Below are 17444 nucleotides of genomic sequence, written 5' to 3' on the forward strand. Positions count from 1 at the left end.
CTTTTTTTGCTTTATTTATCAAAGAAGTTATTTAAAATCTATTTTAGAGGAATAGAAGGTGTTGCTGGATAAACACCTCTAAAACGAGCCATAAACTCATCTACTTCTGCTCTATCAGCCAAATCAAATTTATCTTTTGCTTTTGGATCTGTAATTAGAGTATTATATTCTTCATTTGAAGAAAGTGTTTTGAGTGTACGTCCGTCAAACTGAAAGTAATACCATTTATCTGGGTCAAGTTCAAAATAAAGTGTAAACTCATCTCTACTGCCTGTCTGTGGAATTTCAAAATAACCTGTTGTTTTGACATCAATTTCTTCTTTTAAGATGGCAGCCAAACCAATATCACCTACACTATAAAAAGTCTGTTCATCAGGCGACCAGTTCATTGTTACATCTGAGAGAACAATTGTTTTACTGATTACGTCTGCAATACCATAATCATTTGGAGCAAATCGTTTTTGGAAGTTTTGAGCTTCTTTTGCGCCTGCTTGTCCTGCAATTTTGAGAAGCGTGTTTTTTGATTTGTTTACAGTAGGCTCAAGTTTTAGGCGTTCTCTATTTTCCTCTACAAACGAATTTAAATCATCTCTCATAAATGAAAGTGCATCTCCTTTTGATTCTATATTAATACTTGCCATTGCATCAATTGTATATTGTTTGTTTTGGAAGTTTGCTTTTCCAACACCTGAAACATCTACTTGCGCTCTTTGATTGCTTTTAAACAACAATAGTTTTCCATCAAACTCAGCTGTTCCTAATGTTTTGCTGGCTTTAAAAGAGTTTCCATCTTCAATTTCAGATGATTTGGCTCTTTCTTCAGAAATAATCAAAATTGATTTTTCTTCAGGTTTTACTTTTACTTGTCCTTCTCCTAATAGTATAGGTTCTGATTTAGGAATATCTTCCTGCATTACAGGAACAAATAAACCTTCTTCGCTCAAATAAATTCCTGTAAATGCAGGCTGACCTCCAATTTTTTGGTCTTTAATTAGTTCTGATGAACCTGCTGCTGCAATTTTTTGTGCTTTCTTAGATTTTGCATCTACATAAGCTGCACTTACCAAAGGAAACCAACCTGTTTGAGGCACACCATCAATTACAAGTCTTGCTTGTCCATTGAATTCTAATTCTGAAAGCCAAGCCTTTAGAGTTACTTCTCCTCTAAACTGCTTACCTTCTGAATAGATAAAATCAGTATCATCAATGACATCATCTTGTTCTTCGATAGTTGTAACTGAGATAGTTCCTTCTGTACCAATAAGTTTTTCTGCAATATCTGTTTTGCGTAAGCTATCAGGCAAATCTTCTTCTTTAATTACTTGTTTACCATAATTATTCAGTCGTAGATATTGAATTTTATCTGTTCCGTTGTCATAGTTTAGAATAGCTTCACCTTGATACTCATTTTTAGAAAGAATATCTACATTACCTTCTGTCAGTTTGTGGTATTTATTGATATAATTAATTACGAGTTCGGCATCTTCTAGCTTATCCATTTTAGCATTTTCACGAATGGTAACATTTCCTTCTCTTGGATAAATTTCTGTATCTACTACCAAAATATAAGGTACTCCACCAATCGTTAAGTTACCACTAGGAATATGATAATTAGCAAAAGCAGCTCTAAAATTCAAACTGTCTTGCTCTGGAGCAGTAGAAACAAAATATTGTTTGCTAATATCTCCTGTTTCGTCTAAGCGAAAAGCTACTGTTTGAGCATCTGCATTCCAATATCCTGTTGCCAGTGAAGTTTTGTATTTTAAGCTTGGAAAATCAAAAACTTGCTCACCCAAAACTTCAGAAGTAATGGTAGCAGTACGAGGAGTAGCTAAAATATCATACTCAAATTTCACATTTTTTGCTGCAACTGCTGGCATGGTTGTATCAGTTAAAGATTTAATCTGAAAATCTGATTCACGTCCAAAAACACGAGTGGTTTCAAAAGCAAATAATTCGGATTCAATGATGGCATCTTGTGTTTCTACTGTTCCATATCCCTTCAAGCCTAATGGAGTAAGAGCTAATGTTCCTGTATAATTTGCTTCTTTTAGCGTTCCACTTTCTCCTTTATACATTCGGAAAGGTTGGTCTGTTGTAGAAAGCATCATACTATCTTGTTTTGGTAGCCATTTCATTCGATAATTTTCTAATTCTACTTGTGGAAACATAGCATCATCAATAGTAACAGCATTTATTTTACCTTTTGAAGTAGCTAATTTTGCTGCAAACTCTCCTTTTGAAGTAGCAGAATCAGCAAAAAAGATAAAATCATTTGAGTTTAGCTCGGCAGCTAGATATGTTATTTTGGCTGGTGTATTATCTATTGTTTCTTCTTCTGTTAAGTCTTTTGTCTTGACATTTTTCTTAGAGTTTTCTTCAATATCTTGAATATATCGCTCACTACCTGCACGAATACCACTATTACTGACTACTACCTTTCCTGTAAGCAACTTTCCTTTTCCTCCATACAAAGACATTCCATCTGCATGTTGTGGGTCATTTACATTGTGTGTAAAACCAAGTGATTTGTCAGGCATTACTCGTATTGGTTCTTTGAATTTATCAAAAATTGGTGTATTGAATGTTCCACCAAAGCGTAAATCTTCTGGTTTTCTTTTTGCCAAACTATCTAACGTAAAGTTATCTACATCAAAACGAACTGTCGAATCGCTATATGCTCCTCCCATTACTTCACTTCCACCAAAACGAACTGTTCCTCCAGAAGTAGTATTAAAAAGAGGATAACGCTGAGAATCTTTAAATCGTTGTTGGTCATATACTCCTGCTTTGTTGTAAGGAAGGTTGATCGAAAATGTTCCTGATACATCTTTAAAACTATTTGGCATGGTATCTCCATCAACAAAAAACTGCATAGAGTCAATTTTTTCCATATCAAACTTAAAATCTTTATAATCAAATTCGAATCCTTCTCCATTAAAGATAAAGTTTTTAGCTGCCACTTGTCCATTGACAGTCATATTTCTATTTTCTTTAATAATTACTTGCTTATCAACAGGTTTTGCTTTTACAGCGTAGTAATTTACTGAATCTACCTTTGCATTACTGTATAATACCTCTTCTACCCCTCTTACTTTAAGTTCATTATTTTCAAAATAATAGGTGAGGTTATCACTATTTGTACCTAAAGAAGAGAGCCTAATTTGGTCATAATCAGAACGTAATCGGCTAGTTGTTGGCAAATTAGCTCTTGCGTATAGCACTCCTTTTTGAGTCATGGTAACCCAATCGGCAGCTTCATCATATTCTACAAAACCAGCACCTGCCATATCACGCATTGAACTTTTTACATGCACAGGTTTTTGTTTAAAATGATTTGCCAAATCTGCACTTGTAAAAGAAAGTCCAAATGGTTTTCTCTGTGTAATATATGCCCAAGCCATCACTAAAGGGTTGAAAGGATACATTCCCTGAACAGACCTAAGCTCATATTCATTGAAATAAGCATTTGAAGTAACGGTTACAAAATCAATCTGTTTGAGAATAGAATCTCTCTTGGATACATTTCTACTAGCAGCTTCATAAGCTGACATAACAGCACCACGACCTGCCAAACTATACATATTCATGGTATCTGATTTTATATCCCAACTTGCATAATCAGCCGAAATACTCACATCATGATAAGAATCTATAAAAGGAGCATATTTGAAAAGTTGTCTATCTCTACGAGCTAAAAGCTGTTCGCTTTCATCATCATAACGTAGCTTTACACCTTGGTGTGCTAAGGAGTCTTTGTCTGTTGTATAAATGACTAATTGAGAAAGACGATTTGTAACAGCGTGTTCACTAAAAACATAACTTTCTCTTGAAGTAGATTTGAAACGCACTTTTCCCTCTTGTTCTAATCGTATAGAAGATGCTCCTCCACCTAGCGATTTAGAAATTATTTTTTTTCCTATTAGTGAAAAGCCTCCTTGATAAATAATATCTTTCAAAAATCCTTTTACTTCAATATCACTCTTATAAGATGTGAACCTTGGATATAATGGATTTTCCTTGTTGTTTGTACGAGAAGCAAAATAATCAAACTGTCCTACCACGGCAGAATCGACATAGCTTCCATAATGTAATTTGAATTCTTCTGCTTTTATTTCTGGTTTTTGTACTACAAAACTAAACTTAGTAAATTCTCCATAAACATCAGGCAAAACGCCCCAATCAAAACGTCCTCCTTCACCTGTAAAAGCTGCTTCTGCAAACACTACCTGTCCTGTTGTATTTTTTATTTGTACTGTATCATTTGGCGTTTGGATAGTAAAAGTAATGTTATCCAAATTCATATAAGGACCTGCAAGAGGGAGTTTTTCAGAAACAGCATTATAATCATAAACCACATTAGGTTTTACAGCTGCTTCAAGTTTTATATCATTTTTTTTCTTTGTTTGGTCGGTTTCACTTCCTGTATCTCCCCAATCTCCTCCAGAACCCCATTCATCAGGACTTCCCCAAACATTTGGGTCAGGTTTTACATCTCCTGTATTTTCTTCTTCCCAACTTGTATCCCAACCATCATTTGCCCAACCATCATTATCTGTCTTGGTTTCAGTTTCCCCCCAACCTAAATCTTCTGCTGTTTCTTTTTTCTCTTCTTGTTTTGTTTCTGTGTCTGTTTTACTTTCAATAATTTCTGTTATATCAGCAGGCAGTTCGACGGCACTTTCAGGAACAGCAGCTTCTCTTCCATATCCAAAAGAAAAATTATTATTTCCTTCTACAGTTACTCCACTTGTTTCTCTATATTTATATAATTTATTTTCTGTTAGATAAAGACGTGTTATTCTATAAAAATTAGTTGCTACACCTATCGAAGCTTCCAAAACAGTTGTGTCAGCAACTTTCAAAAAAGAAGTCAGAAGCTCATCAGTCAGTCTTCCATTTTTTCTTCCATACACAATACAGGCATAGAAATCTTCTGAAGTTGGGTTTGTAGGATAATTTCGTTTATACATATCTTTTGCCACTTTGAATAACAAATTTTTTTGTTCTTCTGACATTCCACTCTCCCAAAGCGCAGCCACTCCATCAGCAATTTCTAAAGTAGTAGGTTGGGATTTTCTTTCAATAACTTGTCGCATGTCTTGCACAAAATTCTTCTCATCATTAAAATGTCTTTGTGCCTGACTTGCAAAAGAAATGATTGTCAGAAGCAGAAAAACAGACAAACTGACTGGTTTTCGCATTCTATTGTTTGATTCAGCTCGTAGTAGTAATTTTTTTAAAATTAGCATAGATTTGGATTTGTAATTATTAGTTTGGCAAGAATATGAAAAATACGTATTTTTTTTAGAAAAAAATAACTCTTCCAAAGATACGAAAGGCTTTTTTTTGTTAAAAGTAATTGAAGTCTTATCAGAGATTTAGTTTTGTTCATCTTTCTTTGTCTTTTAGAAAGGAACGAAAAACTAACATCTTTTCGTTAAATTTACAGTCTAATTGATTATTATATGTTTGATTAGCAAGTGATATTTATGATTACTATGATAATTATAGAGTACCTGAAAGTATGAAAGTATATTTCTTCTACACCAATAGTAATAGTTAAAAACCAAATTCAACCAATAGCTTAAAAATTATATCAAAATGTTACCAACACCTTTTAAAAAATGGGCTACTCGTCCTGTTTACTCTAAATCCATTCAAATAAAAATTCCATTTAAAAAGGAAAATAATATACTTACACTTGTTATTCAATTAAACAATAGACTAGTATTTGCATTAATTGGTATTTTTAGTATTATAGCTGTTTTACAAGTTTCTATTCTGATGTCAGGAAAAGATGACACACAACTTGCTCAGACTAGCACACTTACAGAAAATGCTACAAAAGAATATTTAGAAGGAGAAGGATTAAATAAAGAGACTAGTTCAGATACAAATACTGATAATATAGACAATGATGATGTAGAATATAATGATGTTGTAGATTATGGCTATAAGCATTTATCAAAAAGTAATTCTATTTCAAAAACAGAAACAGAAGACAAACGAAAGAATTTTTTGAAGGTAAAACACACCCTAATTAGTGAAGCACTTATAGACAATCAAGTATCTCGCTTAGAACAACTTAGTGATAAAAAAATGATAGAATTAAATCAGAAACTGAGTGAAGCATTTATTACTGTTGTTTTTAATCAAACCAAGGTAGAGCCTCATGTAATGGCATACTTTACAGGAACAAAAGATCTTAAAAAATTTGAAACAGCACTCATGGAACAAGCAAAATACCACGTTCCTGCTTCTATAAAATTGGCTCAATCTGCCTTAGAAACAGCTTATGGACAGCGAATTGTGAATAATAATTATTTTGGAATAAAAGATAAAAGAGGAAAAACAAAAGCTATAACTACAACAGAATATTATACAGCAGCAGAATATAAAGCCAATAAAAGTAAGATAGTAAGTTCGAAAATTATTCAGAAAGATGGAAAAACACTTTATAAATGTCTGATAAAAGATAGCTTTGCTGATTATACTTCGCCTTGGGAATCATTTAGAGCGCATTCCATTTTTTTGAATGAAAGCAAACGTTATTCTCCCTTATTTACAAAAGGAAAAAACTATGAAGATTGGGCTGACAAAATTGGTTCTACCAAATATGGGGGTGTAGGTTATGCAACCTCTCCTATTTATGGTGAGCTTTTGAAGAAAATTATCAAGAGATATAATCTTGATTTATTAGATTATTAATTTTTATCTAACTACTTTCAAAACAGTCATTTTACTTGTTTTACTATCTTGAATATGCAAAATATACATTCCTTTTGAAAGACTAGAAACTGAAATTATATTCTGATTTTGATTCAAATTATGTATTCCCTTCAAAACACCTATACTAGAATAAATTTTTACTTGAACTGGATTTTGTAAGACAAATTTCCATTCATTATGAAAAGACACAAGTTTTATTTCTTTAGTATCATTCTTTTCTACCTGTACAACCACGACAGGAGAATAAGTAAAATTGCCATTTCTATCTATTTGTTTCAAACGATAATAAATATTTTTATTTGATGAGATTATACTTAAAGTATTATCTGTAAGATTATCTATAAAAGAATATTTCCTCTCTTTGTTGGGTTCTTGATTATTGTTTTGAGATGAAACTTGAGTAATTATTTTAAAATCAGTTCCCGAAAATGAGCGTTCTATCTGAAAATATTGATTATCCAATTCAAACACTGTTTCCCAGTTTATGTAAATACTGTTATTAGTTTCTTTATTAGCTGTAAATGAGCTAAGTGTAATTGGTAAAATTGTTGGCACACAAGTACAGTTAGATACATTTGGTCCTATATTTCCTCCATTTGAATCAAAACTTCCTCCATTGCTAGATGAAGTATCACAAATATCTACATTACTACCATCTGTGCCTACATTTCCACTGCCATTATTTACTGAAGAACCTGCAATATTGATTCTACCACAACTTCCTAGAGCTACTATATCACCATTATTTGCAAAAGCTCCTCCTACTGACACAACTGAGTTGTCAACCGTTATATTGCCATTACCATTATTAGTAAAACTTCCTCCAATAGTAGTATCTCCACCAAACTCCATATCTCCATTATTTTGTACGGCTCCAGAAATTGTTCCTCCAGAACCAAATACAATAGAGCCACCACTATTATTAGTTACATTTACAGCAGAAGTTGTTCCTCCTATTACGACATCTCCACCTGTCGTTATATTTATGGCATCCATATCTCCACCTACATTCAAAACTGAATTATTTCCTCCTGTATAATTACCAGTAGAGAAATCTCCTGTTATATTGATAGTTCCATTATTATCATTTTGTGTATTTCCTGTAACTGTTACATCAGTTGTACTTGTAAAAACACTGTTGTTTCCAACAGTAAGTGAGCCTACTGAAAAATTCCCAAAATTATTAAAACTATTATTATTACCTAGGTTTAAATTTTTATTCCAAGTTCCATAATTTTCAAAACTATTGTTAGTTCCATTCAAATTCATATTTATTGAATTAGAAACTGTTGTATTTGAAGAGACACAAAGAGTTCCGTTCCCAGAAAAATCAATATTTCCAGTAAAAGTACCAGTAAAAGTAAGACAAACTTTTTCACCAGAAGCAACCGAAAAACTAACATTTGTTGAAATGATTCTATCACAACCTGTGCATTGAGCAGAAACTTGTGAAGAAATTAAAGATAAAGGAATAAAAAGTAATAAGTAGTAAAATAGTTTCATAGTTGGAATGGTATTTTAATTAACTTAATTAATTAAATATAGTTTTTTGAATTATTCTAAGTTACAAAGATATGCAGATTTACATAAAAGTAAGAGTAATAGTAAAATAACGCATAAATCTGTATATCAGATACATTGTTTTAAAAAAAATATTGCTTTTACTGGTCATTTGATATATATACTATAAACCAATAAAACTAGTATTTTCTATTTTTATCTCTACTAAAAATTAGGTATTAAATTATGTTATTTATTATAGTAATCAATAATTTTAATAGCTTCTTCAAGTCTTTTATCATTAAGTTCTCCAATTTCAGAGTACTCAATGTTTCTTTTTTCTAATTCTTGCTTCATTTTTTTATAAAAAAACTGCCTTCCTTCTTCGTTTGCTCTTTGTTTATCAAACTCCCACTTTGTGTTGGGTTTTAATAAAAGATAGTGTGAATAGAGTTGATTTTGAATAGCTTTATCTAACCAAAAAGGAACTCTTTTGTAAATATATTTTGAATATACATAAGTAGTTAGCAAATTTGTATCTAAAAAATAGAAAGAATTGTTGTGCGAAATAGCTAGATTTTTTATTTGATTTTCACTACAAAGCTGCCCTATTGCAATCGGCTCTACATCATCAAAAGTAAGTGAATTTGTATCCTCATACTTTGCATATTTCATTTTTATATCTAAATATAATCTTGAAAATTCAGGATTTGAAAATACCCCATAATAGTTTTCTAGTTCTTTTGTCAATGTAGATTTTCCAGAAGATTCTGCCCCAAAAACAACTATACTTTTAGGATTTTCGTTACTAGGTCTAGTAATTGTTGTACTTTTTTGTTTAAATTGATTATCTTTCATGTAAATTGTTGAATCTATTTTTATTTTATTGAGTTTATAACCAAATTGAATCTCAATAAAAATACTAAATTATTTTTATGGATTTTTCTCAAAAAATCATCTTTTTTTAAAGAGTAAAACCAAATTAACAAAAAGCCAAACTGATAGTTTTTACTTACAGTATTAGTTTGCTCCTTAGCCATTCACTAAATAAAACTATAAATTTAAGTCTTATGCAGTATTATTTTTCAAACTATTTTTTAAAAAATCCCTATAGACATCAAACTCTAATTATTTTGTTTTTGATTATTTTTGTAGGTAGCAGTTTTCCTGTTTTTTCTTGGGCTTCTTCTCCTTTAGATACTACTTTAGTTATTGAGAAAGATATTTATCCAAAAATAGTAGACAGACAAGAACGTCTTATTGAAGGCAAGAAATATGTTTTTGCAACCATTAATGAACGTAAAGGAATGGTAGCTCTTTCAGGTAATTTTTTAAGTGAAATGGCTCATGCTGCTGGCATAGAGGTTACTGACTTTTTGGATTGGAATGACATGAAACCTACTGATGCCATCAAAACAGGACAAGTTTATTATCTTCAAGAAAAAGGAAATAGAGCTAAAGATGTTGCTACACATGTATTGATGGATAAAGAAACTCTTTGGGATGTTTCTCAAAAATATGCAATGCGTTACAAATATTTATTGAAATATAATCGTTTGGATGAAGATGATAAAGTAAAAGTAGGACGAGTTCTATGGATTCAGACTAAAAGACCTAAAAGAATTCCTGTCGAAGTAAGAGATGTTACTCCAATTGTGGCAAGTTTTGATGAAAGCGAGGAAGAAGAAACAGCAGCAGACCCAGAACTAATGGCAGAATGGGAAGAACTCAAAAAGACAGAATTAGCTGGAGTAGATAATAATGAGAAAAATAATGCAACCACTACAACAGTTGTAAAAACTGAAAATAATAATCCAACTAAAACCACTACTTCAGAGCAAGGTTCTTTCGCTGAATTTGATAATGATAAAGGCACAGACGGAGTTATTATTACAGAAAAAACAGACGCTAAGAAAAATGCAGAAACCACTACTACTAATGTTGTGAAGTATCATACTGTAGCAGAAGCAGAAAGTTTGTATGACATCTCTAAAAAATATAATGTAGTAATGTCAAAACTAAAAGAATGGAATAATTTACCTGATTATACTACTTATACTGGGCAAAAACTTATTGTTAGTCAGCCAAATATCAGCAAAGAAGATAAAGTCTATGAGGGAAGTTTAGTTACCGAAAAAACAGATACAAAAACAACTAATTCATCAGACAAGAAAGTAGTCGTCAAGCAAAATGCAAATGGAGAATTTGTAACTTTTTTAGATTCTTCAGGTGTACTCTTGCCTACTCCTCAGCAAGATTTTCGTCCAGTTGAGCCTTCTCTCACTACTAAAAATTCAGATTATCATATTGTAGAAAAAGATGAAACTCTTTGGTCGATTGCAAGAAAATATAATTTGAATCCAAAAGATGTAATTCGTTGGAATGGATTTATTGTAGGAGATAATATTGATGTAGGAGATAAGATTATTCTTAAATCTAGTTTGGCAGTTCCAGCAGGTTCTAGAGTTGAAATAGAAAAAAATAATTCTACTAATAATTCTAGTGGAAATAATGCAACAGCAGCAGGAGGCTCAGAATTTAAAGACCCTACTTTGATTGACCCTGCAATTAGTAATGGAGTCAATCAAGTAAATACTGGTTCTAGTCAAGTTAAAACAAACCCTTCTACACTTACTAGAGAAGAAATTATAAAGATTGGAGGAAATCCTGACAAGGCAGGCACAAAAGGTTATGATGCTATGGGATTTGAGGTTGCAATGGTAAATACAGACACAATAAAAACCAAAATTGAAGAGATAGAAACAAAAGCAGAAATTTATGTGGTAAAGCCACAAGATATGCTTGGCAAAATTGCTCAAAAATTTAATATAACTACAAAAGAAATGATGGCGTGGAATCCAAAAATTCCTGCAAATGGAACAATTTATAAAGGGGATACACTTTTTGTTTCGAAGCCAAAAACTACTGTAACTGTTGTAGAAGAAACAAAAAATCAAGCAACAGCAACAGTCTATCCAGTAGAGTATTATGGTGCAGGTTTTCATGCTGTTCAGCCAAATGAAAATGTATATAATTTGAGTGAAAAATATGGTGTTCCTGTGGCTAATATTTGGAAGTGGAATAAGTTAGAAACAACTGTAATTGACCTTCCTGTGGGCAAGAAAATGATTGTGAATGAGGGAGTTTTGCAAATGGCAAATAACGATACTGCAATTTCTTCACAGACAAAACAAAATATAACTACTGATGCTACAACGAGAGTAAATTATGATTATCATAGTGTAGCAAAAGGAGAAACACTTTTTTCTATTGCTCAGAAATACAATCTTTCAACGGCACAAGTAAGAGAATGGAATAATCGTCAAGGCGATTTGGTCTATGAAGGAGAAAAATTGATTATAGGAATAAAATAATTCTCAAGTTTTTGTACAAAAAATAGCCATTTTGTTTATAACAAAATGGCTATTTTTTTTGGTAAATTATTTTCAATAACTCTCAGAAATTGTTGTTTCTTTTTCTTGTTTTTCTTCATTGGTAGCTTCTACATTTCCACTAATTGCCACAAAAATTTGATTTTCTTCTATAAAATTACGTTTTTCAAAAAGTTCTGATAAAAGAATTTTGCCAATAATATAATTTTCATTTTCTATCAAAATTTCTTTAAAATCAATATTTTGAAGAAGTTCTTTTTTACTCAAGTTTTCATCAAAACGCAAATAAACCTCTGCTAAAGCTTTTCTAGTTGATGAAAATTCAGTCGTTGTTGGTGTCTCGCCAGCGACATTTTTTACTTTTCTATATTCATATTGATACTCATAACGCAGCGCAGAAATATCTGAAAGAACTGCTGAGCCTGTTGGATGTCCTCCTGCTCCTTTTCCTATAAAAGTTTGTTTATCAGAAAATGCAGCTTCTACCAAAACAGCATTATTTTCATTTTCTACATTATAGAGGGGATTTTCAGCATCAATAAAAGTAGGCAAAACATAAAGTAAAAGTTGGTTATTTTCAATCTTCCTATTTTTTGATGATTGAATACGTAAAATATTAGCTACTAATTTTACTTTGAAATTCGTAGTTTTTTGATTATTATCATTACTTCTACTATAATTTGCAGCAAAATCAATATCTTCTTTCTTGAGATTATTAATTCCGATTCTAAGTATTTCATCTGGATTTACAAAAATTCCATACGCTTGTGCAGCCAAAAGACAAAGTTTATAGGTTGGGTCAAAACCTGCTACATCAAGTGTTGGGTCAGCTTCGGCAAAACCTAAACCTTGTGCTTGTCTCAGAGCGACATCATAAGTCAGATTTTCATTAGCAATTTTTGATAAAATATAATTCGAAGAACCATTAAAAATTCCACTTACAGAATATAGAAGCTCATTATCATAATATTCAGCCAACGTTCTGACAATAGGAATACTTCCACAAGCAGCAGCTTCATACAAAAGAGAAGTTCCTGTTTCTTTTTGAATCTTTACTAATTCTTCCAAATGCAGAGCAAGCATTTTTTTGTTTGCTGTAACTACATTTTTACCACTTAGCAATGCTTTTCTGACAATTTGATAGGCCTCTTCTGCATCAGAAATAAGCTCTACAACAAGATTTATTTCATCATTTTCTAGAATTTCATTTTTATCGAAGGTAAAGAAAGATGAATCTATCTCACGTTTTTTTTCTTTATTTTTTACACAAATTTTCAAAATCTGTGCTTCAAATCCTGTATTTTCGGTGTTGTTTTGAAGAATGTCATAGAGTCCTTTTCCGACACAACCAAATCCAAACAAACCAATTTTTAATGTTTTTTTCATATTAGTATTTTTTAAAACCTAAGGGTGTTGAAGCCTCTTAGGGTTTTATTGAGAATAATATTATCTAATAAAATTTCACCTAGTTTTTCTCCTTCCAACAAAAAACCATCATGTCCGTAAGGAGATTTTATTTCAAAATAGCTTGAGTTAGGAATATATTTTGCCAAAAGTTGTTGGTCTTCAGAAGGAAACAAAACATCATTTGTAATGCTTACCACAACTGTTTTTGCTTGAATTTTTGAAAGAGCTTTTTCAACTCCTCCTCTATTTCTTCCAACATCATGCGAATCCATTGCCTTGGAAAGATTGTAATAGGCAAAAGCATCAAAACGCTGGGCTAATTTTTCGCCTTGATACTTTTGATAGGATTCTGAACTAAAATTTTGCGTTCTGCCATCATCATTTGTTTGCGTCAAATTGTAGGCTTCATAATTTCGATACGATAAAAGTGCAATGCTTCGGGCGACTTTCATTCCGTTTAATCCTGCTTTTGGATTTGATGCTGCCCAAGTAACATCATTTTCTATTGCTTGACGTTGAGTAGAATTAAAGGCAATTCCCCACGCTGAATGTTTTGCACTGGTAGCAATGAGAGCCAAATTTTCGATTAAATTGGGTTCTTTTATTGCCCATTCCATCGCTTGTTGTCCTCCCATAGAACCACCGATACAGAGCCAAATTTTATCAAACCCTAATTTTGACTGCAATTCTTTTCTAAGTAAATCTATACCATTTACAATATCACGAATGGTAAAAAAAGGAAAATCATGATAAAACCGTTGTCCTGTTTTTGGATTTTCTGAAAGTGCATTGGTAGAACCATAACACGAACCCAAAATATTGACACAGATAATAAAATGTTCTTCTTTGTTAATTGTCTTGTTTTCTCCTACTAAAATATCCCACCATTCCAACGGATTACTATTTGCCGTCAGCGCATGACAAATCCAAACGACATTGTCTTTTTTATCATTGAGCTTTCCAAAAGTATGATAAGCAAGCCGAAGCAAAGGCAAAGATTGCCCACTTTCTAAGGCAAATTCAGAATCAGAATCAAAATAATTTAGCATAGAATAATTTTATAAAAACAAAAGACAGAATTTTCAAAAGCAGGTTAAAGGCTTGATTTTGAGTTGTTTACAAGAATATCAATACAGTCAAAGGCAAACCTTTGCCCTACGAATACAGTAATTTTTATTGTAAAATCAATGCAGCAGCCGTTAGATTTGTAGTTTCATCAATCAAAATTGCTCCTCCATTGGTTCTTAATTCTTTGTATGAATCAAAAACTAAAGGCGACGCTGTTTTGATTTCTAACTTTCCAATTTCATTTAATTGAATTGTTTTTGCGCCTGTTTCTTTCTCTAATGTATTGATATTGAGCTTATAATCAATATTTTTTATTACACAACGTACCGTTCGGCTATTGTGTTGTAATAAATATTTCCCTCCAACTTGTAAGTCTTTGGTATCCATCCAGCAAAAAAGACTTTCTATATTTTGAGTAACAGTTGGAGCATTTTGTTCTCCTACAATCGTATCTCCTCTACTAATATCAATCTCATCTTCAAGATGTAAAACAACACTTTGCCCTGCCGAAACTTCTTGTACTTCCTTTAAGTTATGCTCAATTGCTTTTATTTTGGTACGAATTCCAGAAGGTTGTATCAAAACAGTATCTCCTTTTTTGAAAATTCCACTTCCTACTTTTCCTGCATAGCCTCTATAATCATGAAATTCTTCACTTTGAGGACGCAAAACATATTGAACTGACAAACGAGGATGAGTAAGATTTTTGTTTTGCTTAATTTCTACATTTTCAAGATACTCTAGCAATGTGTCGCCTTGATACCAATTCATAACCACAGCACTTCTATCAACAATATTTTCTCCACTCAGCGCAGAAATAGGAATAAATTCTACATTTGAAAGTCCTAAAGATTCCTGTATGGCTTGATAATCTTCTTTTATTTGATTGAAAACAGTTTCGCTAAAACCCACTAAATCCATTTTATTGATAGCTACAACCACATGAGGAATATTCAAAAGGGAAGCAATCAAAGAATGACGACGAGTTTGTTCGATAACACCTTTGCGTGCATCAATCAGAATGATAGCAAGGTCAGAGTTGGAAGCTCCTGTAACCATATTGCGTGTGTACTGCACATGACCAGGGGCATCAGCAATAATAAATTTGCGTTTTGGAGTTGAGAAATATTTGTAAGCTACATCTATCGTAATTCCTTGTTCACGCTCGGCACGCAAACCATCCGTAAGAATTGCTAAATCTATTTCTCCATTTTCTTTGTTTTTGGATTGTTTGCTAATGGCTTCTAATTGGTCTGTCAGAATAGATTTTGAATCGTATAAAAGGCGACCTATAAGTGTACTTTTTCCATCATCTACGCTTCCTGCCGTAATAAATCGTAAAATATCCATAGTTTTTTTGAATTTAGATAATTGTAATTTTTTTAGTAATTCTTCATTTACACCGAACTGTTCCCTTTGAGGGAACAGTTCGGTAAAGCATAACATTTTTAGAAATACCCATTTTTCTTTCTGTCTTCCATCGCAGCTTCTGAAACTTTGTCATCAATACGTGTTTCGCCTCTTTCACTAATTCTTGAAGCGATAATTTCATTAATTACATCATCTAGTGTTACAGCCTCTGAAGGAACGGCAGCCGTACAAGTCATATCTCCTACGGTACGATAACGGACTTTTTCTGTAACAATCACGTCATTTTCATCAATCTGAATAAAATCCGAAACGGCTACTAACTGCTTTTCTGATGTAAAAACACACTCACGCAAATGTGAAAAATAAATTGGAGGTAGAGCAATATTTTCTCTTTTGATATAATTCCAAATATCTAATTCTGTCCAATTACTAATCGGAAAAACACGTACATTTTCGCCTTTACTAATTTTTCCATTATAGGTATTCCAAAGTTCTGGGCGTTGCAATTTGGGTTCCCATTGTCCAAACTCATCTCTTACTGAAAAAACACGTTCTTTTGCACGAGCTTTTTCTTCATCTCGCCTTGCTCCTCCAATACACGCATCAAAACCAAATTCTTCAATCGTTTCTAAGAGAGTATAAGTTTGTAAGCCGTTTCTGCTTGCAAATTTGCCTTTTGGTTCGGCTAAATTTTGAGCTTTGATAGTATCAGCTACATTCCTAACAATAAGTTTTTCTCCTATTTCTTTTGCAAAAGCATCTCTAAAAGCAAGTGCCTCTGGAAAATTATGTCCTGTATCAATATGGACTAAAGGAAAAGGAAATTTAGCAGGACGAAAGGCTTTAAGAGCCAAATGTACCAAGACAATAGAGTCTTTTCCACCACTAAATAATAAAGCAGGTTTTTCAAATTGTCCTGCTGTTTCACGCAAAATATGAATCGCTTCGGATTCTAATTGATCTAAATAATTCATTTTATTTTTTGATTAAATGGTATAGTTGTCGTCGGTGAGGACACCGACAACGGCATTATTTTTTTATTTAAATAGTTAAGGAACAATTACGAATTAAAAATTACAATTTTAATTCATTGACTATCAATCAATTAAAAAAGTAATAGTTTATCTAATTCTCATTCCCAACTAGTATAGTTGTCCTTACCGAAAATGTTATTAAATGATTAAAACGAATATCCCGAATTGTAATCTTCTACCATAAGTGTATTACATTCGTAATTTTATTGATGCAATCCACATTCTTTTTTAGAGCTGTTTTCCCACCACCAACGCCCAGCACGAAAATCTTCGCCTTCTTTAATGGCACGAGTACAGGGTTTACAACCAATACTTACAAAACCTTTATCATGCAGAGGGTTGTAAGGTATTTGATAGATATTAATTCGTTTTTCTACATCTTCAAAATTCCAATGTAGCAAAGGATGAACTTTAAGCATTTGATGCGCTTCGTCCCATTCAAAAAGAGGCATGTTTTGTCTATTTTCTGAATGTTCTGCCCGAATTCCTGTTACCCAAATCGTATAATTTTCTAAAGCACGATTGAGAGGTTCTACTTTTCGGATAAAACAACATTCTTTTCTATTTTCGACAGATTCATAAAAACTAAACTTGCCTTTTTCGTTTTCTAATTCTTCAACTTTAGTTTGATTAGGCTCAAAAACAGTTATTTTTTGGTTGTACTTATTTTGAGTTTGTTCTAAAAGCTGTTCTGTTTCTTCAAATAATCTTCCTGTTTGAAGTGTGAAAATATCAATCGGAATTTCATTTTTAAATATAAAATGAGTGATTAGTTGGTCTTCAATTCCCAAACTTGTCGAAAAACATACTTTTTGAGGAAACTTTTCGGCTAGAATTTCAAGTAGTTCTAAAGGAAATAATTCTCTATGAAGCTCAGATTCTGCAAAAGCTAAAATTTCTTTTTTTGTCATAATTTTGAAAGATTATTTTTTTCCTCGTT

The 17444-nt window shown here is 32.2% G+C and carries 10 protein-coding genes; 2 read left to right on the top strand and 8 right to left on the bottom strand.

Annotated features, from left to right (window positions below; translation table 11 throughout):
* Positions 1 to 38: 38 nt before the first annotated feature.
* On the bottom strand, positions 39 to 5204 hold the full coding sequence (locus V9L05_RS00495; protein WP_338813944.1) for a hypothetical protein: 5166 nt from the start codon (positions 5202 to 5204) through the stop codon (positions 39 to 41).
* A gap of 400 nt (positions 5205 to 5604) precedes the next feature.
* Between V9L05_RS00495 and V9L05_RS00500 the strand changes: the two genes are divergently transcribed.
* Complete coding sequence (locus V9L05_RS00500; protein ID WP_338791371.1) at positions 5605 to 6711, top strand: glucosaminidase domain-containing protein; 1107 nt, start codon at positions 5605 to 5607, stop codon at positions 6709 to 6711.
* 3 nt (positions 6712 to 6714) lie between these two features.
* Here V9L05_RS00500 and V9L05_RS00505 read toward each other — a convergent pair whose 3' ends face one another.
* Together V9L05_RS00505 and V9L05_RS00510 are read right to left on the bottom strand one after the other, a co-directional pair.
* Positions 6715 to 8235: a T9SS type A sorting domain-containing protein gene (locus tag V9L05_RS00505; RefSeq protein WP_338813945.1), complete on the bottom strand. Its 1521-nt coding sequence runs from the start codon at positions 8233 to 8235 to the stop codon at positions 6715 to 6717.
* A gap of 246 nt (positions 8236 to 8481) precedes the next feature.
* Positions 8482 to 9090 (bottom strand): ATP-binding protein, encoded by a 609-nt coding sequence (locus V9L05_RS00510; RefSeq protein ID WP_338813946.1) that lies wholly within the window; start codon positions 9088 to 9090, stop codon positions 8482 to 8484.
* A 212-nt stretch (positions 9091 to 9302) separates the two neighbouring features.
* Here V9L05_RS00510 and V9L05_RS00515 point away from each other — a divergent pair, with 212 nt between their 5' ends.
* Positions 9303 to 11606, top strand: a complete 2304-nt coding sequence (locus tag V9L05_RS00515; protein WP_338813947.1) for a LysM peptidoglycan-binding domain-containing protein — start codon at positions 9303 to 9305, stop codon at positions 11604 to 11606.
* A 72-nt stretch (positions 11607 to 11678) separates the two neighbouring features.
* On the opposite strand, the gene V9L05_RS00520 is transcribed toward V9L05_RS00515, so the two are convergent.
* The 5 genes from V9L05_RS00520 to V9L05_RS00540 all read right to left on the bottom strand — a co-directional run bounded on the left by V9L05_RS00520 (position 11679) and on the right by V9L05_RS00540 (position 17415).
* On the bottom strand, positions 11679 to 13010 hold the full coding sequence (locus V9L05_RS00520; RefSeq protein WP_338813948.1) for a homoserine dehydrogenase: 1332 nt from the start codon (positions 13008 to 13010) through the stop codon (positions 11679 to 11681).
* Between the two features lie 11 nt (positions 13011 to 13021).
* Entirely contained in the window at positions 13022 to 14080 is a 1059-nt protein-coding gene (gene metX, locus V9L05_RS00525; RefSeq protein WP_338813949.1) for a homoserine O-acetyltransferase, read from the bottom strand.
* Positions 14081 to 14204: 124 nt separating this feature from the next.
* Positions 14205 to 15449, bottom strand: coding sequence for a GTP-binding protein (locus tag V9L05_RS00530; protein ID WP_338813950.1), 1245 nt, complete (start codon positions 15447 to 15449; stop codon positions 14205 to 14207).
* Between the two features lie 98 nt (positions 15450 to 15547).
* The gene (cysD, locus tag V9L05_RS00535) at positions 15548 to 16444 is read right to left on the bottom strand and encodes a sulfate adenylyltransferase subunit CysD (protein WP_338813951.1); all 897 of its coding nucleotides are present in this window, start codon (positions 16442 to 16444) and stop codon (positions 15548 to 15550) included.
* A gap of 263 nt (positions 16445 to 16707) precedes the next feature.
* A complete protein-coding gene (locus tag V9L05_RS00540) occupies positions 16708 to 17415 on the bottom strand; it encodes a phosphoadenylyl-sulfate reductase (RefSeq protein ID WP_338813952.1) in 708 nt (235 codons plus the stop codon).
* Positions 17416 to 17444: the final 29 nt, after the last annotated feature.

Source organism: Bernardetia sp. Wsw4-3y2 (genome assembly GCF_037126295.1).
Taxonomy (GTDB): Bacteria; Bacteroidota; Bacteroidia; order Cytophagales; family Bernardetiaceae; genus Bernardetia.

What these genes read in the sequence shown, in the direction of transcription:
- V9L05_RS00495 (WP_338813944.1), bottom strand. Translation starts at nt 5,204, where the DNA reads ATGCGAAAACCAGTCAGTTTGTCTGTTTTTCTGCTTCTGACAATCATT.
- V9L05_RS00500 (WP_338791371.1), top strand. Translation starts at nt 5,605, where the DNA reads ATGTTACCAACACCTTTTAAAAAATGGGCTACTCGTCCTGTTTACTCT.
- V9L05_RS00505 (WP_338813945.1), bottom strand. Translation starts at nt 8,235, where the DNA reads ATGAAACTATTTTACTACTTATTACTTTTTATTCCTTTATCTTTAATT.
- V9L05_RS00510 (WP_338813946.1), bottom strand. Translation starts at nt 9,090, where the DNA reads ATGAAAGATAATCAATTTAAACAAAAAAGTACAACAATTACTAGACCT.
- V9L05_RS00515 (WP_338813947.1), top strand. Translation starts at nt 9,303, where the DNA reads ATGCAGTATTATTTTTCAAACTATTTTTTAAAAAATCCCTATAGACAT.
- V9L05_RS00520 (WP_338813948.1), bottom strand. Translation starts at nt 13,010, where the DNA reads ATGAAAAAAACATTAAAAATTGGTTTGTTTGGATTTGGTTGTGTCGGA.
- metX (WP_338813949.1), bottom strand. Translation starts at nt 14,080, where the DNA reads ATGCTAAATTATTTTGATTCTGATTCTGAATTTGCCTTAGAAAGTGGG.
- V9L05_RS00530 (WP_338813950.1), bottom strand. Translation starts at nt 15,449, where the DNA reads ATGGATATTTTACGATTTATTACGGCAGGAAGCGTAGATGATGGAAAA.
- cysD (WP_338813951.1), bottom strand. Translation starts at nt 16,444, where the DNA reads ATGAATTATTTAGATCAATTAGAATCCGAAGCGATTCATATTTTGCGT.
- V9L05_RS00540 (WP_338813952.1), bottom strand. Translation starts at nt 17,415, where the DNA reads ATGACAAAAAAAGAAATTTTAGCTTTTGCAGAATCTGAGCTTCATAGA.